Annotated in this window: 18 protein-coding genes; 16 read left to right on the plus strand and 2 right to left on the minus strand. The window is 35.9% G+C overall.

The annotated features are described in order from the left end of the window. The first annotated feature begins 18 nt into the window (after positions 1 to 18). Entirely contained in the window at positions 19 to 2,106 is a 2,088-nt protein-coding gene (locus BM157_RS00705; RefSeq protein WP_090139518.1) for a hypothetical protein, read from the plus strand. 85 nt (positions 2,107 to 2,191) lie between these two features. Here the strand turns inward: BM157_RS00705 and BM157_RS00710 are convergent, their stop codons facing one another. Both BM157_RS00710 and BM157_RS00715 read right to left on the minus strand, forming a co-directional pair. Continuing rightward, complete coding sequence (locus tag BM157_RS00710; RefSeq protein ID WP_090139519.1) at positions 2,192 to 3,355, minus strand: FprA family A-type flavoprotein; 1,164 nt, start codon at positions 3,353 to 3,355, stop codon at positions 2,192 to 2,194. Between the two features lie 43 nt (positions 3,356 to 3,398). Beyond that, positions 3,399 to 4,274: a diguanylate cyclase domain-containing protein gene (locus BM157_RS00715; RefSeq protein ID WP_090139521.1), complete on the minus strand. Its 876-nt coding sequence runs from the start codon at positions 4,272 to 4,274 to the stop codon at positions 3,399 to 3,401. Between the two features lie 398 nt (positions 4,275 to 4,672). On the opposite strand from BM157_RS00715, the gene BM157_RS00725 reads away from it, so the two are divergent. From BM157_RS00725 to BM157_RS00790, 15 genes are all read left to right on the plus strand, one after another. After that, the gene (locus BM157_RS00725) at positions 4,673 to 6,349 is read left to right on the plus strand and encodes a bifunctional diguanylate cyclase/phosphodiesterase (protein WP_090139523.1); all 1,677 of its coding nucleotides are present in this window, start codon (positions 4,673 to 4,675) and stop codon (positions 6,347 to 6,349) included. Positions 6,350 to 6,515: 166 nt separating this feature from the next. Continuing rightward, positions 6,516 to 7,796, plus strand: a complete 1,281-nt coding sequence (locus BM157_RS00730; RefSeq protein WP_055175420.1) for a methyl-accepting chemotaxis protein — start codon at positions 6,516 to 6,518, stop codon at positions 7,794 to 7,796. A gap of 182 nt (positions 7,797 to 7,978) precedes the next feature. Next, complete coding sequence (gene nifU, locus BM157_RS00735) at positions 7,979 to 8,428, plus strand: Fe-S cluster assembly scaffold protein NifU (RefSeq protein WP_022502820.1); 450 nt, start codon at positions 7,979 to 7,981, stop codon at positions 8,426 to 8,428. Continuing rightward, positions 8,418 to 8,987, plus strand: coding sequence for a DUF3877 family protein (locus BM157_RS00740; RefSeq protein WP_090139526.1), 570 nt, complete (start codon positions 8,418 to 8,420; stop codon positions 8,985 to 8,987). Before nifU ends, BM157_RS00740 begins: the two co-directional genes overlap by 11 nt. Before the next feature lie 329 nt (positions 8,988 to 9,316). Beyond that, complete coding sequence (locus tag BM157_RS13180) at positions 9,317 to 9,535, plus strand: cation transporter (RefSeq protein ID WP_055306460.1); 219 nt, start codon at positions 9,317 to 9,319, stop codon at positions 9,533 to 9,535. A 54-nt stretch (positions 9,536 to 9,589) separates the two neighbouring features. After that, a complete protein-coding gene (locus tag BM157_RS00750; RefSeq protein ID WP_090139529.1) occupies positions 9,590 to 11,482 on the plus strand; it encodes a heavy metal translocating P-type ATPase in 1,893 nt (630 codons plus the stop codon). Between the two features lie 51 nt (positions 11,483 to 11,533). Continuing rightward, on the plus strand, positions 11,534 to 11,896 hold the full coding sequence (locus BM157_RS00755; RefSeq protein ID WP_022502816.1) for an ArsR/SmtB family transcription factor: 363 nt from the start codon (positions 11,534 to 11,536) through the stop codon (positions 11,894 to 11,896). 475 nt (positions 11,897 to 12,371) lie between these two features. Beyond that, positions 12,372 to 13,685 carry an O-acetylhomoserine aminocarboxypropyltransferase/cysteine synthase family protein gene (locus tag BM157_RS00760; RefSeq protein ID WP_090139531.1) on the plus strand — a complete coding sequence of 438 codons (1,314 nt, stop codon included), beginning with the start codon at positions 12,372 to 12,374 and terminating at the stop codon, positions 13,683 to 13,685. A 206-nt stretch (positions 13,686 to 13,891) separates the two neighbouring features. Continuing rightward, entirely contained in the window at positions 13,892 to 14,356 is a 465-nt protein-coding gene (locus BM157_RS00765; protein ID WP_022502814.1) for a YhcH/YjgK/YiaL family protein, read from the plus strand. 167 nt (positions 14,357 to 14,523) lie between these two features. Next, the gene (locus BM157_RS00770; protein WP_090139533.1) at positions 14,524 to 15,825 is read left to right on the plus strand and encodes a response regulator; all 1,302 of its coding nucleotides are present in this window, start codon (positions 14,524 to 14,526) and stop codon (positions 15,823 to 15,825) included. Between the two features lie 131 nt (positions 15,826 to 15,956). Next, positions 15,957 to 17,354 (plus strand): NCS2 family permease, encoded by a 1,398-nt coding sequence (locus BM157_RS00775; RefSeq protein WP_090139535.1) that lies wholly within the window; start codon positions 15,957 to 15,959, stop codon positions 17,352 to 17,354. 258 nt (positions 17,355 to 17,612) lie between these two features. After that, positions 17,613 to 19,445 carry a bifunctional homocysteine S-methyltransferase/methylenetetrahydrofolate reductase gene (locus BM157_RS00780; RefSeq protein ID WP_055175404.1) on the plus strand — a complete coding sequence of 611 codons (1,833 nt, stop codon included), beginning with the start codon at positions 17,613 to 17,615 and terminating at the stop codon, positions 19,443 to 19,445. 29 nt (positions 19,446 to 19,474) lie between these two features. Then, a complete protein-coding gene (locus BM157_RS12870) occupies positions 19,475 to 19,642 on the plus strand; it encodes a hypothetical protein (RefSeq protein ID WP_022502810.1) in 168 nt (55 codons plus the stop codon). 81 nt (positions 19,643 to 19,723) lie between these two features. Then, a complete protein-coding gene (locus BM157_RS00785) occupies positions 19,724 to 20,134 on the plus strand; it encodes a hypothetical protein (protein WP_090139536.1) in 411 nt (136 codons plus the stop codon). Between the two features lie 73 nt (positions 20,135 to 20,207). Beyond that, positions 20,208 to 21,761 (plus strand): ABC-F family ATP-binding cassette domain-containing protein, encoded by a 1,554-nt coding sequence (locus BM157_RS00790; RefSeq protein WP_022502795.1) that lies wholly within the window; start codon positions 20,208 to 20,210, stop codon positions 21,759 to 21,761. Positions 21,762 to 21,769 lie beyond the last annotated feature (8 nt).

A 21,769-nucleotide genomic window follows, 5' to 3' on the forward strand; every position in this document is an offset into this window, starting at 1 on the left:
GACAGCAAGGATTCGTTAATGGATACTGAAAAAGTAACTAACAAGTATGGCAGCTATACAGATTATGACTGCTATAATGTATTCAATGATGATGTAGTAAATGGTATTATTTCAAATAATAATGGTTATACATATTATAGCAGTGCATACTATGCAGGTGATAAGATTAGCTTATCAAAAGAAGCAGCAGAAAAGCTTATATCAGCAAGACGTAGAATTTCTGTGACAGCTTTTGATAAAGCTAGTAAGATATCTGGAATGACTGTTGAATTCGATGGCTATTTCCTTAATAATGAAGCTGTTTCTGTAGATATACCTAAGATTACATTAAGTAAAGATGCAAGCACATTATCAACTACATTTGCAGGCGGAACACCTGAATATGTATATAAGGTAGGAACTATACCATCAATTAAGGGCGTAAGCTTTAGAAGCATATTTTACAATTCAGGTGATGGAAGATTTAACGTATATGCTGTAGATGATGGAAGCTGTATTCCAGTGGTACAGAGAACATACGGATATACAAGGAACTTTACAGAAAGTGATTCTAATAGTGAATACTTCACAATATCTTTAGATAATGATAACTTTATAAAGACTGCAACAGTATCAGGTGGAGATTATGATGGTACAGAATATTCATATATTGCTAATCCTGATGTTCAGACAATAAAGAATATCGTTAAATACAATGCTAAGAAAAATATATCATCATCAATTAATGTATGCACAGATAAGGTTACATTTGATGCTGAGACAATTAATATGATTAAGAATGCTGAGGATGCAGGCATAACAGTTAACTTCTATGATTCTAACATCGGAAGAAGTGCAGGTTCAGCTACAACTTCAACATACAAGCTTGAAAATGTTGAAGCTAAGGATGTTACTATAGAAAGACCAGCAGTTGAAATTACATCAAACAATGCTGATTTTGAAAAGGTTATGGATCCAACATTAGCAGTAAGATATGTATCAGCAAGCAGTGCATTAGCAGATGGATTTACATATAGATTTACTGATCCAACTGTATTAAATGCTAAGTTTGATAATGAACAGACTTATGTAAAGCTTTCATTAGTAGATGGTAAATTAGTGAGAAGCGGATCTTTAGTTCCAAGCAGAACTATCGTTGTAGAAAAGAATACATATGCTTTAGTTCGCTCGGCAGATTACTCAACACCAGGTGATACACCAAGTACACCTAGTGACACACCAAGTACACCTAGTGACACACCAAGCGAACCAGAACAGCCAAGTGAGCCAGAGCAGCCAAGCCAGCCAGAACATCCTGCTCAGCCAGAGCAGCCATCTGATAATGGCGATACAACAGGCAAGAATGTTGAAGCAGAAGTTATCTCTGCGGATAAGCTTACTAATGTAGAAAATGTAAACAACGAACTTACAGAGCGTTTAACTAATTCATCTCTTTCAGAGGTAAGCATTGTAAGTGCCAAAGCAGCTCCTACACTCAGCTCTAATGTATTCTCTAAGATGAAGGAAAACCAGAAAGACATTACAGTTGGTGTAACAGATGAGAATAACAGACTCCAGTATCAGTGGAAGTTCAACAGTGATACAATTACACAGCCAGATATGGATATTGATTTAACAATTTCATTCGATACAGATAGAGAAAATGAGGTTAAGGAAATTACAGGACGTGATGATCTTATGTATCTTTCATTCAGTCATCACGGAGCATTACCTGGACCAGCTACAATCAAGACATATGTTGGTAACAAATATAAGGATGGAGATATAGTATACCTCTACTACTTCAATGAAGAACAGAACAGAGTTGAATCAGTAGGCGGTGTTAATAAGGGACTCGTTGTTAAGGACGGATATGTTGAGTATACAATTACCTACTGCTCATTATACTTCTTATCACAGGATACAGCAGAAATAATAAAGGCTGTTGACCCGGATACAGCAGATAATAATGGACAGGTAGCAGATGTGGCTGATACAGCAAAGGATTCAGCTGCAACAGGAGATACAACAAGAGTATTCTTATATGTTCTTGAAACATTAATGGCTGCAGTATTAGTTGCAGGACTTGTAGTTGCTGATGTGAAGAAGAACAGAATTAACAGGTAATTAAACAGCTATAATATAAAACAGCCGGTATAATGATAGATTAAATAGCTATCATTAACCGGCTGTTTTATATTAGCATCATATATTACTTAATGGCTTCTGCCAGATTGTACATATTGGCAATATCTTCATCTTTCATAGTAGACTTGATAGTTACTGTATCGCCACATATAGTTATGTTCTTCATTCCCTCAAATGCTGTCTTCATACATTTGCCGGCAGTAGGTGCCCACGAGCCATTTTCGATGATTCCGACTTTACGGTTCTGATAAGCTTTGTGGGAAAGACGGTTAAGGAAGTCTTCCATAGGTGGGAATACACCACCATCATAAGATGCTGCAGCAACAATAAGCCTGCTGTATCTGAAAGCATCTTCAATAGCTTCTGCCATATCATTTCTTGTAAGATCAATAAATGCAACTTTGGCAAATCCCTTTTCTTTAAGAATATCAACCATCTTTTCAGCGGCTGTCTTAGTATTGCCATGTATTGAAGCACATGCTACAAGTACGCCGTCATCTTCAGGTTCGTAACTGCTCCATGTAAGATATTTTCCAATGTAGAATTCAAGGTTCTCTTTAAGTACAGGACCATGCAGAGGGCATATAGTCCTTATATCAAGTGCGGCGGCTTTCTTGAGTAAAGTCTGTACAGGTGCACCATATTTTCCTACTATATTAAAATAGTATCTTCTTGCTTCGCAAGTCCAGTCATCAGAAGCACTTAATGCACCAAATTTGCCGAAAGCATCAGCAGAGAAGAGTACTTTTTCAGTTGTTTCATATTCAAGCATAACCTCTGGCCAGTGAACCATAGGAGCCATAATAAATTTCAGGTTGTGAGTTCCTAATGATAATTCCTGTCCCTCTGCAACTGTAATGCATTTGTCATCAAGATTATCTATAGCAAAGAACTGAGGAAGCATAGCTTTTGCTTTAGCACTAAGTACAAGCTTAGCATCTGGATATTTGTCTGAAAGTGCTTTGATATTAGCGGCATGGTCAGGCTCAAGGTGTGAGATTACAATGTAATCAACATTTCTTCCGGCAAGAACATTAGAAAGGTTATTAAACCATTCCTCTGACTTTCTTGCATCTATTGTATCCATAACGGCTACCTTTTCATCAAGAATTACATATGAATTATAGGAAATGCCGTTAGGAATGATATATTGGCTTTCAAATAAATCCAAAGTAGTATCATCAGCTCCTATATATTTAATTGACTCAGAAATTGTAACATTACTCATAATTAAATCCTCCTTATTAATGTTTAGTAATACTTGTTAGTTGTTAATTATTTAATCTATTATTTAGTGTATTAATTAATTCATCTTCTGTATTAATATTTTCATCAGCAAGATTAATACAGGCTGTTGAAATCTCAAAAGGTATCTTATTACTTTTGAATAGAATATGTTCTGGAATGGCTGCGGCTATAAGATTATTAATTCTATTTTCAAAATCTGTGTACTTAAGATTAGTGTCTAATATAAAGAATAAATCTTTGTCGTAGCGAACAAGCATCAATTCGCCATCAGATATATCTTTAAAAGTATGTGTAATTAAATTGTACAGACAGCATACAATTCCATTAGAAGCGATATCACCATATTCGGCTATTGTGTCAGCAAGATTGGTAATCTTTACAAATGCTGCATTAGACTGGTGGTTATTCTCTGCCTTATATAATTCATAAGGAAGATGTTCTGAAAGATAAGAACGGTTGTAAGCACCAGTTTCCTCGTCAAGCAGAAGGCTCCTGTTGGCATTTTGTATCAGAGATATTAAAGCGTTGTTAGTATTGTCGGTTTCAAGCTGTCGGTAAGTGTATGAGAAATGCTGGACGGTTTCAAGAACAAGCAGGGAGTTATTGACTCTTAATGGCCGCGAAGTGACATGGTATACAGTATCATCGCTTACATCAAGTTTGGATTGTATATTACCGGTAAGAAGTGTTCTTGCAGAAGTGCAGTTAATACATTGAAATATACATTTCCAAGAGTCATAACAGGAAATCGGTGTATCAGATGGTGTAAGACAAGTATCATTAATATCAATAATCTCACATTTGAATGGATTGACAAGTCGCACTACATCATATAGTGGTGATAGCAGCTCCATTTCTTTCTTTAATTCTTCAAAAGTATATTCAACAATTTCGCTCATACTTAAACCTCGTTTCCTATGTTAAAGTACATAAAGTAATATATATCATGGTGTGTTATATATATTATTCTGCATAACTTTATCTATGATATAGTGATATGAACAATGTTTTATATAGTTATATTCATATAATATGGCTGTACATATATAATTATAATAATTGATATGTGATGCAGCAATATAATAATATAACTCCATATGTATAATTGTGTTAATATATCCGTATTCATACATAACATAGATTGTATAAATTCTAACACATTTAATTAAACTTGCCAATTGAAAATTTGCATAAATAATAGATGATTAAACAAATTATTCGGCTTTATAGATACATTTATTGACATTTAATTATCAAAAATGTACTATCAATATAATAAGCGAAAGGACGTGGGTATATGATTGATAATGTGTTGCAGATATCAAGAGAACAGATAGAAAAAGCAATTGCGATATTAAATCCGTGTATGAATGATTATATTTATGTGTATGATTTGATAGATGATTATTATGTGATTTCGGAACATGCTGTGGAAAGGTTTATTCTTCCAGAAGACAAATTCTACGATGCAGCGGCAAAGCATAAAGAGTTCGTATATGAAGATGATTACGAAATGCTTAGTAAGGAACTTCAGGATATAAAGGATGGCAAGAAAGTATTTCATAATATGAAATACCGCTGGTTAGATAAGAACCACAATCCAATATGGATTAATTGCAGGGGAAGCGTGCTGTTTAAAGATGGAAGACCACATTATCTTATGGGCTGTATTAATGAGATTGGTGTTAAGCCTGAGGCAGATAACGTCAGTGGTCTGTTAGGGGATGTGGGACTTGCTGATTATATCAGGGAAGCATATGCGGCTTTAACACCTAAAGGTTTTATAATAAGGATAGGAATAGATAATTTCAGTGCCATTAATACCAATTATGGTATGGCTTACGGAGACTACATATTAAAGAAGACGGCAGATTGCATAGCAAATACACTTAATTCTAATCAGAAACTTTTTAAGCTTGTATCAGATGAGTTTATGATTGTTGATTTTAGCGGCAGCAATATAACAGAAGCAATTAAAATCTATATGAATTGTAAAAAGAATGTCAATAAATTTATAGAGGACAATAATTACAAAATAATGTATACATTATCTGCGGGAGTTATTGATGCATCACACATAAAAGATGAGGACGATTCATATATAAAATTATCTGAATTCGCCTTAAAGCAGGCGAAGGACAGTGGAAAGAATACATATTATATATATAGGAATGAAGATTTTGAGCATTACAATAGAAGAAGGGTTATTAATACAGCACTTCATAATGCCGTAGATGATGATTTTGCAGGTTTTGAAGTATATTACCAGCCTATAGTTGATACAAAGACTTACAGGCTTATAGGTGCAGAAGCACTTATGAGATTTTTCATGCCTGACCCAGATGGTGGAAGCCCACAATTTATATCACCGGTTGAGTTCATTCCGCTGTTAGAAGAAAGCGGACTTATTATACCGGTAGGCAAATGGATATTAGAACAGTCAGCCAGACAATGTGCTATATGGACAAAGCAGATAGAAAGTTTCCGTATAAATGTCAATGTATCGTATATTCAGGTCATTAAAAGTGATGTGTTCACAGATATTATGGCAGCTATCAATGACAACGGAATAAAGCCATATAATATAGGAATAGAGCTTACAGAGAGTGGTTATTTAGACTCCAATCCACATTTTAATGAATTGTGGTCAAAGCTTAAGGATAATGGTGTTGTGGTTGTTCTTGATGACTTTGGTACAGGATATTCTAATCTGCACTGCCTTAGTGATTTAAAGCCGGATTACATTAAGATTGACCGTTCATTTACAGTAAAAGCTCTTAAGAACCATTATGATTATGAATTGCTTACATATATAATTCAGATGACACACAGTCTGTCGCTTTCATTATGTATAGAAGGTGTAGAGACACCGGAGGAGCTTGATGAGTTAAGAAGAATAAATCCCGACTATATACAGGGATATTTATTTGGAAAGCCTTATCCGGCAAATGAATTCGATGAAAGATTTATGTAGTGTATCACGGGTCTTAATGAGATGTGAATATTTATGCAACGTAAAGAAAATGGTTGATTTTAGAGGTTGATATAGTGCATTTTGTCAAAAATCAGTGTATAATATCTAAAATATAGTGATACAGGGTTAGGAGAGGCTCTGCATTAGAAAAGGAGGCACTAATATAATGAAAGATAATAATTTTATAAAAAAGCTTATACTTGCGGCAGCAGCTTTTATAGCACAAATATTAATCGTTATGATTATAATATTTATATTGCTTAATAAGAATATTATTAATGTATTGACTGCTTTTGTATTAATTACAGTTGTATTTGCGATATTTGTTGTGTTAATTCTTAATATTTTAAGAAGCATAGTTGTTCTATTAAGGGGAGCAATAGCAGGTACTGCATCAAGTGATGATAAGACTGCTGAAAAGATTAAGAAGGTTTCAGCAAGAAATGATGAAGTTGGAGAAATCGTCCGCAATGTAACAGTTGCATTTGAGGGTATTACAGGAACAGTTGCTGCAATAAGAAATGCTACAGTTGAACTTGAACAGGTTTCAGAAGAATTTGTTGCAATGTTTGATACAATGCACACAGTTGCCGACAGCACCAATGCAGCGGTAACAACAATTACAGATAATACTACAGTACAGGCTGATAAGGTAGCCGATATTAAGGTAAAGACTGACTCAATAAGCAAGGCTGTTGATAATATACAGACTAATATTGAAGGGCTTAAGGAAAGCATAGATACACTTAATGAGTGTAACAACAGAGCTGCTGATATTATGAAAGAGCTTATTACAATAAGTGAAGAAAGCGGACACGCTATGGACGAGGTAAGTAATGAAACAGAGCGTACTAATGCCTCAGCCCAGGAGATTAGAAAGGTAACTGAGATTATTGCCGGTATATCTAACCAGACTAACCTTCTGGCTCTTAACGCAAGTATTGAGGCGGCAAGAGCAGGTGAGAATGGCAAGGGCTTCGCAGTTGTAGCAGAGCAGATAAGAGAGCTTGCAGATCAGTCAAGAGAGTCTACAGAGCATATTAACCAGATTGTCAATGGACTTATTGAGAATTCTAATATCAGTGTGGAAACAGCTAAGAAGGTATCGGAAGCATTTGAAAAGCAGGATGCCAAGATTAAAGATACAGAAGCTATATTTGCAACTCTTAATTCAGAGATTAACAGAGTTGGAAGTGCTGTAAGCGGCATAGCGGCAGAAGCCTCTGACTTAGAGCAGCATAAGAACACAATAGCTTATGGTGTTGATAATCTTGCACAGTTTGCAGAAGAAAATGCAAGCAGTGGACAGATTACCAAGGAGAATATGAATAATCTTGAGCAGGTTATGGAACAGTGTAAAGGTTCTACAGATAAGATTGCTAATGTATCCGCAGAGCTTGTTACACAGATAAAGAAATTCAGCGGTAACGGGTTAAAGAAGAGATAATATAATTAATATTATTTGATGAATAGGTTAAATATGCAGGTGAAATATGTTTTCGCCTGCGTATTCATTTGTATGGTTGACATATTGTACGAAAAATGGTAAAACATACAATAATGATATGAATTTTAAAATGCCTTATTTTGTCGTTAAGGTACAAAGGTTAGTAAAGGAGATATTAGAATATGCAGTATTCAGATAAAGTTATAGAGCATTTCAGCAATCCTCATAATGTAGGTGAGATAGAGAATGCAAGTGGTGTCGGTACAGTTGGTAACGCTAAGTGCGGAGATATTATGAGAATATATCTTGATATAGATGAGGATACTAAGATAATCAAGGATTGCAAGTTCAAGACATTTGGCTGTGGTGCAGCTATTGCAACAAGCAGTATGGCTACAGATATGGTTATTGGCAAGACAATATACGAAGCTATGGAAGTAACTAACAAGGCAGTTATGGAAGCACTTGATGGACTTCCACCAGTAAAGGTACACTGTTCGCTTCTTGCTGAGGAATCAATCCACGCAGCTCTCTGGGATTATTGCAAGAAGCATAATGTTGATATTCCTGGTCTTAAAGAGCCTAAGAAAGATGTTCACGATGGCGAGGAAGAAATAGAGGATGAAGAATAATATTATCAATGGATATGATAATTTACAGCACAATCTTATTGATTTAATCAGGGAAGAAGAAGCTAAGCTTGGTTACAGAAAAGAGAATATAAGATTATATTATCCTTTAAGCTCATTATGTCATATGTTTGGGTGCGATGTTAGGGATACAAGCTATAGTGATATGGTAAAGCTTCTTGAAGGCGATGATGAGGATTTCAGGCAATATACTGATATTCTTGGCGGTGTCACATTCAGTAATAAAAAAGACAGGTTCTGCTTTGAGATTAATGAAAATGGAGTGGAATATATTCACAATAATACTGACGAGAATGAGTTTATAAGAAAGCTTGTTGAACTTATTAGAAGCCATAGTACATCTATGAAAGATATAATTGAATTTTTTAATGACAGTTATGATGGAGTTATTATTGAGTATATCAAAGATGGTGAGTTTGATGTTCTTATAAAGTTTGCAGATAAAGCTGATGACAGATATTATTACTGCTTTAAAGATGAAGGATGTCATATTATATATCATAGATTTCTTCCAGAAGATTACGAAGATTTACAGTTATAATTAACTATCAATATAATAATTCAGAATTATGAGAAATATCAGAAGCCTGACAGGATTACATTGGATAATCTTGTCAGGTTTTTTTGTAGATAAATTTGGAGTAAAATAGCTGATTGAGAAAAATTAAACAATAACTTATTGAGAAAATTGTAACAATAACTTATTGGAAAATAAGTAAAAGCTATTGACAAACAATTAAACATTTGTTTAAATGTTTATATGAAGTAAAGCATAATATATAAGTGCTTCACATAATATTAAATTTATAAGCAAAGCGGGCTGGATAACAGGTCTGCAGTGTCGGTTAAGACACAGAAAGGTGGTTTGTTATGAAGAAAACATATGGTATTGAGGTTGATTGTGCTAACTGTGCATTAAAGATGGAAGATGCAGCTAAGAAGACAGCAGGTGTTAAAGATGCAACAGTTTCTTTTATGACACAGAAGATGAAGGTTGAATTCGATGAGGGAGCAGATGTGGCTTCTGTAATGCAGGACGTATTAAAGAACTGTAAGAAGGTTGAATCTGATTGCGAGATATTTCTTTAATTAATAATTAGTTAATGTTAATTAGGAGAATGCTTCGCAGGAATGGAGGATAATATGACTAAGAAGCAGAAAAAAGTATTAATAAGAATTATTATATCAGCCGTTCTTTTAGTAGCATTTAAGCTTATATGCTATCTTGCTCCGGTTAATAAATATGTGGAACTGGTGCTTTTCCTTATTCCATATCTTGTAATAGGATATGACATTTTAAAGAAGGCTGTTCACGGAATATTCCATGGTGAAGTATTTGATGAGAATTTTCTTATGGCAATAGCTACTGTCGGTGCAATAGCACTTGGTGAATATGTAGAAGGTGCAGCAGTTATGCTTTTCTACCAGATAGGTGAGCTTTTTCAGAGTTACGCTGTCGGCAAGAGCAGAAAGAATATCACAGCGCTTATGGATATAAGGCCTGACTATGCAAATATCGAGCAGGAAGGTGGGTTAGAACAGGTTGATCCGGATGATGTGGAAATCGGGACAATAATAGTAGTAAAACCTGGTGAGAAAATCCCAATCGATGGCATTGTTGTAAGTGGTGAATCTACACTTAACACAAGTGCACTTACAGGTGAGAGCCTTCCAAGAAGTGTAAAGGTCAAAGATGAGGTGATAAGCGGCTGTGTCAATCTGACAGGCCTTTTAAAGATAGAGACAACTAAAGAATTTGGCGAGTCTACAGTATCTAAGATATTGGATCTTGTTGAGAATTCAAGTATGAAAAAATCCCGTTCAGAGAATTTTATCACAAGATTTTCAAAGGTGTATACACCAGCGGTATGTATAGGAGCTTTGGTGCTTGCGGTTATTCCACCAGTAGTAAGTCTTATTATGGGCAATCCTGCTGAATGGTCAAAATGGCTTATAAGAGCTCTTACAACACTTGTTATAAGTTGCCCTTGTGCCCTTGTAATATCTATTCCTCTCAGCTTCTTTGGTGGAATAGGCGGAGCTTCTTCTAGAGGTATCCTTATCAAAGGTTCTAACTATCTTGAGAATTTATCTAAAGCCAAATATGTTGTATGCGATAAGACAGGAACACTTACTAAAGGTGTATTTGAAGTTACAGATGTTATAACTGCCAATGGATTTACTAAGGAAGATATTATTAAATCGGCAGCATATGCAGAAAGCTATTCAAGTCACCCAATCAGTAAGAGTATACGTGATGCTTATGGTATGGAAGTTGAAACCGGACAGGTTACAGATATAGAGGAGATAAGCGGACACGGCGTAAAAGCTGATATAGGCGGTAAAAAAGTATTAGCTGGTAACTTAAAGCTTATGAATAAGTACAACATTGACAGCAGTGCCGGGAAAGATAGCATAGAAAATGCTCTTGGCACACTTGTATATGTAGCTATCGGTGGCATATATGCTGGTTGTATTGTAATATCAGATGTTATCAAGCCTACATCACAACAGGCGATTGCAGCACTTAAGAAAGCGGGCGTTAAAAAGGTTATTATGCTTACAGGCGATGCTAAGAAAGTTGCAGAACAGGTTGCAGGAAAGCTTGGTGTTGATGAAGTTAAGAGTGAGCTTTTGCCGGCAGATAAAGTTATTGAGGTTGAGAAGCTTCTTAACAGCAAGGGTAAAGATGAAATGCTTGCGTTTGTCGGTGATGGAATTAATGATGCACCAGTACTTTCAAGAGCAGATATTGGTATAGCAATGGGTGCACTTGGTTCAGATGCGGCAATTGAGGCGGCTGATATTGTTCTTATGGATGACGACCCTGCAAAGATTGCTACAGCAATGAATATTTCGAGAAAGACATTAAGAATAGTTCACCAGAATATAGTATTTGCACTTGCAATAAAGATAGCCTGCCTTGCACTTGGAGCAGCAGGTGTTGCTAATATGTGGATGGCTATATTTGCAGATGTAGGTGTTATGGTGCTTGCAGTTCTTAATGCAACAAGATGTCTTTCATATAAAGATTAGCCTGCGAATAAGACAGACAGATTACAGTATGCAGATTAGGAGGAATGGGAAATGTCAGAAGTAAATCTTCCACACGACCACGGACAGAATATTGAAAAAGTTCTTGAAAGAATGCCAGACACAGATGAATGTGTAGTAGTGGCAGAAGTATTCAAGCAGATAAGTGATGGAAGCAGAATCAGGATATTATGGCTTTTATGTCATTGCGAGGAATGTGTAAGTAATATCGCGGCAGCTATGAATATGAGTGACCCTGCGGTTTCACATCATCTTAAGCTGTTGAAAAAGAGCGGGCTTATAACAAGCAGAAGAGAAGGTAAAGAGATATATTATAAACTTGCGGATAGTGAGACGGCACAGCTGCTTCATCATATAATAGAGGAGATGTTCAGGATTACTTGTCCGTTGAATTAATAATCTTCAATGGCTCTGCCAGGAGGTGTGTGGCGGACGGATGTTGTGAAGGCTGTTTATTGCCGCTGGGCACGTTCGCACTGCTTGCAGCCGTAGCGGACACGTAAGCGGCTAAAGGACAGCCGCTAAGTGCCGACGGCTGCAAAAGCACCCAGCTTGTAATATAACACGCCTGCACAACTGGGGTGCGACAGACGGCGGGATGCGATCGGGAGATTATTAATTTAACGAGGGGGCGGTGTTTGGCTGGAGTAGTGTAATGAGAGATGGTTGTAATAATTAGCGGTGGCTTTTTGGCTGCCGCTTTTTTGTGTGTTGGGTTATAGGTAAAAACTATAATAGGTTATATTTATTAGGAATAATATCTACTATTGACTTGGTAGGTTAATGGCTGTAATATAATGACAACGATAACAAACACATATATGAATTATATGCTAAGACTTATTAGACAATAGATATGGAGGATATTATTATGGCAAAGAAACATTACGAAGACAGAAATCTTAAGTTTGAAACATTACAGTTACATGTAGGACAGGAACAGCCTGATCCAGTTACAGATGCAAGAGCAGTTCCAATCTACCTTACATCATCATATGTATTCCATAACAGCCAGCACGCTGCTGACAGATTCGGTCTTAAAGATGCAGGTAACATTTACGGACGTCTTACTAACCCAACAGAAGATGTATTTGAAAAGAGAATTGCAGCACTTGAAGGTGGTGTAGCAGCACTTGCAGTTGGTTCAGGAGCAGCAGCACTTGCATATGCTTTCCAGGCACTTGCACACGCAGGTGACCATATCGTAGCAGCTAAGAATATTTATGGTGGTACATACAACCTTTTAGCACATACATTTCCAGATTACGGAATTGAAGCTACATTCGTAGATCCATTTGATTATGATGCTATCGAAGCAGCTATCAGACCTAACACAAAGGCAGTACAGATTGAAACACTTGGCAATCCTAACTCAGAAGTAGTAGATATTGAAAGAATAGCTAAGATTGCACACGCACACAACATTCCGCTTGTAGTTGATAATACATTTGCAACACCTTATCTTGTAAGACCTATCGAATATGGTGCTGATATTGTAGTTCATTCAGCAACTAAGTTCATCGGTGGACATGGTACAACACTTGGTGGTGTAATTATAGACAGTGGTAAGTTTGACTGGGTTTCAGCAGCAGATAAGTTCCCTTGGTTAGTTGAACCAAATGTATCATATCACGGCGTAAGCTTTGCAAAGGATACAGCTCCAGCAGCATTTGTTACATACATCAGAGCTATCCTTCTTCGTGATACAGGTGCTACAATTTCACCTATACATTCATTCATTTTCCTTCAGGGACTTGAAACATTATCACTTCGTGTAGAAAGACACGTTGAGAATGCATTAAAGGTAGTTCAGTACTTAAAGAATCAGCCATTAGTAGAAAAGGTTAACCATCCATCTATCTCAACTAATGCTGAGCAGCAGGAACTTTACAAGAAGTACTTCCCTAACGGTGGTGGTTCTATCTTCACATTTGAAATCAAGGGTGGAGCAGCAGAAGCACAGAAGTTCATCGATAACCTTGAGTTATTCTCACTTCTTGCAAATGTAGCTGATGTTAAGTCACTTGCTATACATCCAGCAAGCACAACTCATTCAGAGTGCAACGAAGCAGAACTTCTCGACCAGGGAATTAAGCCTAACACAATCAGGCTTTCAATCGGTACAGAGAATATTGATGATATTATCGAAGACCTTGATGAGGCATTTAAGGCTATTCAGGAATAATAATTAATAATAAAATCTTCTGATTAGATAAGTAGAATAGGACACGGGTATTATGCTGTAGTTCAATCTCAGGATTGGATATGGCGGATATCCGTGTTTTGTTGTGTAAGGTTGGAAAGTTGTTAGAAAAGTGTTGAAACTTGTATCATATAGTGCTACAGTTTATATAAGAAATTTTTTAAAAGACACGAAAGGGGTTTTTAACAATGATTTATGCATCACTTAATGCCAAGAAAGGCAATTATCAGTATCCAGCAGCTATTGCTACAGCTTTAGAGTTTCTTGCTAAGCCAGAAACAGCAGAGCTTCCAGTGGGAAGATATGAGCTTGACGGAGATAATATTTTTGTACTTATTCAGGACCAGACAACAGCTCCAGTAGAGAATAAGAGAGCAGAAAGCCATAGAAATTATATCGATATCCAGTATCTTTTCACAGGAAAGGAAGTACAGGGCTATGCACCACTTCTTCCAGGTGTTACAGGTGAAGAACCAGCAGGCAAGGATAATATTTTCTATGATACTGTAGAGAATGAGCAGTTCATAACATTACATCCGGGTGAATTCACAGTATTCTTTACTAATGATATTCATCGTCCTAACTGCACAATGGATGAACCAGTTAACATTCATAAGGCAGTTGTTAAGATTAAAGAAAGCCTCATTAAGTAATTGACAGATTATATACAGAATATATAGCTTTTTATATGAGTATTGTGACCTTTTGGTTGCAGTACTCATTTTTTGTACTTTTCTTAATAAATAATTGAAATTTTATTAAGAATGAATTAGAATATATTAAAATTAGAATAGTGATAATATAGTAAGGAGAGATATGTATGTTTAGTCAGTTATTTGGAAAATATCTTGTGGACAATAAAGTTATTACTAAGGAACAGTTGGATGAAGTTATTAGCAAGATGGAAAATGTAAGGGCAAAGCTTGGCTTTATTGCTGTATCAGAAGGTATTCTTACTAAGGAAAAGGCTGAGGAGATTAATATTCTCCAGACACAAAAGGATGCTAAGTTCGGTGATATAGCGGTTGAAGAAGGCTATATAACTAAGGAACAGCTAGAGGATATGCTTAATAAGCAGGGAAGCACTTATATCAAATTTATGCAGGTGCTTGAAGAGGTAAGTGGCCTTTCACAGAACGATATTGAAACACACATTGAAGAATTCAGAAAGAGCATTGGTTTTGCACCTGAAGAACTTGAGGCTTTAAAGAATGATGATATTGATAAGATTGTGCCTATGTTTGCATATGCTTCAAAGCCATATATAACAGATATTGCGGCACTTGCATTAAGAAATATTACAAGATTTGTTACAAGCAATTATTATATTGGAAAGATTGAGCATGTAAATAATTTTGAATATAGGGCATTTGCTGGACAGAGATGTGAAGGTGATGTTAATTCAGTGATAGGTTTTGCTGTAAAGAATGCCCCACAGGCATTTATTGATATTGCAAAAGGATATTCTAAGTCAGATGATTTCCAATTCGGACTTGAAAGCTACGATGCAGTAGGTGAATTCATTAATTGTATAGATGGACTTTTCTCATCAGCATTATCTAATGAGAATATTGATATCGAAATTCTTCCTCAGTTCGCATATGAGAATCAGATTGCCAAGGGTAATGCTTATGTTCTTCCTATATATATCAATGGCTGTGAAGTATCATTATATATTGCTGTAGATAGTGATGTTACTATAGGGCAGATGCCGGTAACAAGAAAGCTTGCTGTTAAGGCAGGTTCGGTAGATGAGGGTGATAAGCACACAGTTCTTATCGTAGATGATTCAGGTATGTCAAGAATGATGTTAAGAAATATTCTTGAAGATGCTGGATATTGTATAGTTGCAGAAGCCTCTGATGGTCTTGAAGGTGAGCTTGCTTATAAGCAGTATGCTCCGGATGTTGTTACGCTTGATATTACAATGCCTAATATGGATGGTATAGAGTGCCTTGAGAAGATTATGGACTATGATCCGGATGCTAATGTTATTATGATAACAGCCGCAGGACAGCAGAATAAGGTTATTAAGGCACTTAAAGAAGGTGCTAAGAAGTTCATTACTAAGCCTTATAATGTTGAAGATGTATTAAAGAACATTGGAGATATGGTTGAATAATATTAAACTTTCTATTAAAGTCTGTTAAATAATTATAAAAATAGACTGGTCAAAGTTAATAAATGTATGTTATAATCGAGTGTAAACGCTATATAAGCATACGTAATAATTTAAGAAACGGAGACTTAATAATGGAAAAGTTTTTTAAGGTAAAAGAACACGGCTCAACAGTAAGGGTTGAAGTTCTTGCCGGTATCACAACGTTTATGGCAATGTCGTATATCCTTATGGTTAATGCAGGTATGTTTTCTGCACTTCCAGAAGTATCCTACAATGCTATATACATTGCTACAGCTCTTTCAGCAGTTGTTGGAACATTTGCAATGGCATTTCTTGCTAACCTTCCGCTAGGTCTGGCATCAGGTATGGGACTTAATGCTTTTTTCGTGTATACAGCCTGCTTTAATTTTGGGTTAAGCTATGCTAACGCACTTGTATTAGTTCTTTTAGATGGTATTGTATTTATTATTCTTACAATAACAGGAATAAGAGCAAAGCTTTTTGCTGCTATACCTGACGCAGTAAGAATGGCTATACCAGCTGGTATCGGTCTTTTTATTGCATTTCTTGGTTTACAGAATGCAGGACTTATTGTTAATGATGAGTCAACACTTGTAAATCTTGCTTCATTTAATGTACTTAATGGTAATGCAAGCTGGGCAACAATTATGCCAAAGATTGTAACTATAGCTGCTCTTGTTATAATAGCAGTTCTTACAGTAAGAAAGATTAAAGGTTCAGTACTCTGGGGTATTCTTGGTGGAACGGTTATTTACTATGTATTAGGATTTACTATACCAGGCTTTTATGATGGATTTTTTGAGGGAATGACTCTTAATCCATTTGCTGCATTTGGTGATTGGGCTTCAATGTCATTTGGCAAGGTATTTACACAGGGATTTGATTTCTCACATTATCTTGCTAATCATACAACAGCAGACCTTGTACTTATAATTGCTACAACAGCTCTTGCTTTCTGTATGGTAGATATGTTTGATACTCTTGGAACACTTTATGGTGCATGCTCAAGAGGTGATATGCTTGATGAGAATGGACAGGTTCCTAATTTTGAGAAGGCTATGTTATCAGATGCCCTTGCAACTTGTGTAGGTGCTGTATGTGGTACATCTACAGTTACAACATTCGTTGAGTCATCATCAGGTGTTGCAGAAGGTGGAAGGACAGGTTTATCATCATTCACAACAGGATGTTTGTTCTTTGTGGCAATGTTCTTAAGCCCTATAGCAGCATTAATTCCAGGTAGTGCTACAGCAGCAGCTCTTATATACGTTGGTGTACTTATGATGGGTGGTGTAGCTAAGATTGACTGGAATGATATATCAGTTGCAGTTCCAGCATTCCTTACAATTGCATTTATGTCATTTGCATATAATATAAGTTATGGTATTGCATTTGGTCTTATATCATATATTCTTATAAAAGTATTTTCTGGCAAGTCTAAGGAAGTTAAAGCATTTACATGGGTAATAGCTATATTATTTACCCTAATGTTCTTCCTTACACATTAATCAGATGTAGAATATAAAAAATATATTAATATATGCCAGATTGGTGTCGGTTATTCACTTAAAGTGTGACCGGCACCAATGTAGCAATATGGGATTTACTAATTAACAATATTATATATGAATAAGATGTGATTTTAATTGAAATATATTAATAACAGAAGTATCGGTTGATTAATTAAGGTTTAATTGAAATGGTATTTATAAGGAATACCGATTGATTAAGAATTGAAAAGAACGTAGAGAGGAATAGAGAGTTGTATGGAAAAGCTTAAAACCTATTTAGAAGCACATAAGTTAATAACGGACGGAGCATTTGGTACATATTACTCAAGAGTTTATGATACTAATGAACTGCCAGAGTCTGTTAATATTACTATGGGCAGACGTGTCACAGATATTCACAAAGAATATATTAATGCAGGGGCAAAGCTTATAAGAACCAATACATTTGCGGCTAATACTGTTAATCTTGAATGCAATTTTGATGAGGTTAAAGCTAATATAAAAGCAGCTGTTGCCAATGCAAGACAGGCAGTTAAGGAATGTGGCAGGGAAGTATATATTGCCGCAGATATAGGTCCTATACCTAATGATAATCTTTTTGACAAGCAGACAGTAGTAGATGAATATGTAGATATTGCGAAGGTATTTCTTGAAGAAGGAATTAATGTATTCGTGTTCGAGACATTTGCAGATTTATCTAATATATCTGATGCCATAGATTATATAGGAAGTGCTGCGACTGGTGGAATTAATATAGCAGATAGTGTTTTGACAGACAGACCATTTGTTATAACACAGTTTGCAATCAACCAGTTTGGATATAGTAATTGTGGACTTAGTTCGTCTAAGCTAGTTAAGCTTGCAGATGATAATCCGTATATCGATGCTCTAGGATTTAACTGCGGAATTGGACCGGGACATATGGAACAGTTCATATTAAAGGAACGCCGTCATACTGACAAGTATTTAAGTGCACTTCCTAATGCAGGTTATCCTCAGGCAGTCAGCGGACGTATGATATTCTCTGACAAGAATATGGATTATTATTCTGATAAAATGTGTGAATTGTTAAATGCAGGTGCTGATATAATCGGCGGCTGCTGTGGAACAACACCTGACTATATTGACAGAATAGCTTCCAAAGCAGATTTTACACAGAACAGACAGGGTGAAGGCTGTGATTGGGAGACTGATAATTCAGTACAGGCAGTAAACACAGCATTTTATCACAATAAGGAGGGGAAGAAGCTTATCGCAGTTGAGCTTGCACCTCCATTTGACAGTAATGCTGATAAGCTCTTAGATGCGGCACATTATCTTAAAAGCAAGGGTGTAGATGTATTGACATTTCCTGACTCACCATCAGGAAGAACAAGAGCAGACTCTATTCTTATGGCAGAAAAAGTGTCAAGGCAGACGGGAATGTGTGTTATGCCACATCTTTGCTGTAGGGATAAAAATGCCATCGCAATCAGGTCACAGATATTAGGTGCTGATATTAATGGCATTAATAATTTTCTTGTCATTACAGGTGATCCAATACCTTCGGTAATGAGAAGCAGTGTTAAGAGCGTATTTAACTTTGACTCTGTAGGCTTTATGAATATATTAGATGATATGAATTCAGAACAGTTTGCAGACCAGCCTGTTACATATGGCGGAGCTATTAATCAGGGCAGAAAAAGACTGGATATAGAGATTGGACGAGTAAAGAAGAAAATGGAAGCAGGAGCTACATTTTTTATGACACAGCCAGCATTCTGTGATGAGGATATAGAAAGAATTGCCACAATAAAAAAAGAAACAGGTGCAAGAATTCTATGTGGAATAATGCCGTTAGTGAGCTTTAAGAATGCTTCATTTATGAAGAATGAGATGACAGGCATTAATGTAACTGATGAGGTTCTGTTAAGATACAGACCGGATATGACTAAAGAAGAAGGAGAACAGGCAGGAATTGATTTGGCTGTTGAAATTATTAATAAATCCATCGATATAGTTGACGGATATTACTTCTCTTTCCCATTTATAAGAGTACATATGCTTGATAAAATAATTAAACAGTCAGAACTATATGTTAATAACTAGATACATAAGACATATGGAGGTGGGGAATTATGAATGAGGCACAAGTTAAACATTTTATAGTTATGGAAAGACAAAAAGGTACAACAATAGAAGAATTAATATTCATTCTTCACGATAATGGTGTGCCAGAATATGAGATATCTAATTATCTTGAAATTTCAATTAAATATGTTGAGGAAATCTTAAGTGATTATTAATAAATGAAGCGGTATTAATGGTTGCAAATAAGGCATTTTGGGGATATAATCTATTAAAAGCACAGTTAATGGAGGAGTCTTATGGAAGTATATGAGATGCCTATTACGGTTGAAGAGTCAAGGAATTATCACAAGCTGTTATATCAGTTAAAAGCACTTAATCTTGTTGAATGGATTAAGACTTACATATTTACGGTTATATTTAATATGATATTTGCATTTGTTATATTTACATTTTCAACAAATTTAGCATTATATATCTGGAATAATGTACCAATGGGTATTAAGCTTCTGTTATTTGTTGTTGTATTCTTTCTTGTAGCATTGCAGAGATCTAAGAATATGCAGTTAAAAGCTATGTTACAGAAGTATTTTATTAATAATATTCCTCAGGAATTCTTATCAGGTGGAATACAGTTAAAGAAGATTAAAGTATCAAAGAATTCTTTAAAGGTGTATTATAGAAGATTTCACACACAGGATTTCCAATGATATTTCAGAATTGTAAAAGCTCCTTTTTGAATAAGAAAGGGGCTTTTAATATGCACAAGAATGGAGATAATATATGAGTTTATTAAATGTTGAACATCTTACACACGGATTTGGTGACAGAGCGATATTTGATGATGTATCGTTTAGATTATTAAAGGGTGAACATATCGGACTTGTTGGAGCTAATGGTGAGGGAAAGTCCACATTTATGAATATAATTACAGGAAAGCTTATGCCTGATGAGGGCAGGATTGAATGGGCTAAGAATATTAAGGTGGGATATCTTGACCAGCATTCTGTACTTGAAAAAGGAATGACTATAGGTTCTGTAATGCGGCAGGCATTTGATGATTTATTTGTTATGGAAGAACGAATGAATGAAATCTGTGACAAGATGATGGATGCAGATGACGAGCAGATGACTGAATATATGGAAGAATTAGGTACAATTCAGGATATGCTTACTAATCACGATTTCTATATGATAGATGCTAAGGTTGAAGAAGTTGCAAGGGCATTGGGGCTTTTGGAGCTGGGACTTGATAAAGATGTAACAGATCTTAGTGGTGGACAGAGAACTAAGGTTTTATTAGGAAAGCTGCTTCTTGAAAAGCCTGATATTCTGCTTCTGGATGAGCCTACTAACTATCTTGACAAGGAGCATATTGACTGGCTTAAAAGATACCTTTTAGATTATGAGAACGCGTTTATATTAATATCACACGATATTCCATTTCTTAACAGCGTTATTAATATAATATACCATATGGATAATCAGCAGCTTAACAGATATGTTGGTGATTATTATAAGTTCCAGGAAGTGTATGAGATGAAGCAGGCACAGATGAAAGCAGCCTACGACAAACAGCAGAAAGAGATTGCTGATTTGAAGGATTTTGTTGCAAGAAATAAGGCCAGGGTTGCAACAAGAAATATGGCTATGTCAAGACAGAAAAAGCTTGATAATATGGAGATGATTGAGTTAGCCAAGGATAAACCAAAGCCAGAATTCAATTTTAAAGTTGCTAGAACTTCCGGCAAATATGTATTTACAACTAAAGATCTTGTAATCGGATATGATGAGCCTTTATCAAAGCCTCTTAATTTCGAGATGGAAAGAGGTAAGAAAATAGTACTTACAGGTGCTAACGGAATTGGTAAATCTACATTGTTAAAGAGCCTTTTAGGTTTAATTAAGCCTTTATCAGGTGAGGCAGTAATGGGTGATTATCTTGAGATAGGATATTTTGAACAGGAGATGCCACCTGATATTAACACAACCTGTCTTGAAGAGATATGGCAGGAATTTCCTGGTTTTACACAGTATGAGGTAAGGTCAGCATTAGCCAAATGCGGACTTACAACTAAGCATATTGAAAGCAAGGTAAGAGTGTTAAGTGGTGGTGAACAGGCAAAGGTAAGATTATGCAAGCTTGTAAATAGGGAGTCTAATATTCTTGTGTTAGATGAGCCTACTAACCACTTAGATGTAGATGCCAAGGAAGAACTAAAAAGAGCACTTATAGAATACAAAGGAAGTATACTTATGGTATGCCACGAGCCAGAGTTCTATGACGGACTTGCAACAGACGTGTGGGATTGCAGTGAGTGGACGACAAGACTTTAAGTATAAGG

Source organism: [Lactobacillus] rogosae (genome assembly GCA_900112995.1).
In the GTDB taxonomy this organism is placed as follows: Bacteria; Bacillota; Clostridia; order Lachnospirales; family Lachnospiraceae; genus Lachnospira; species Lachnospira rogosae.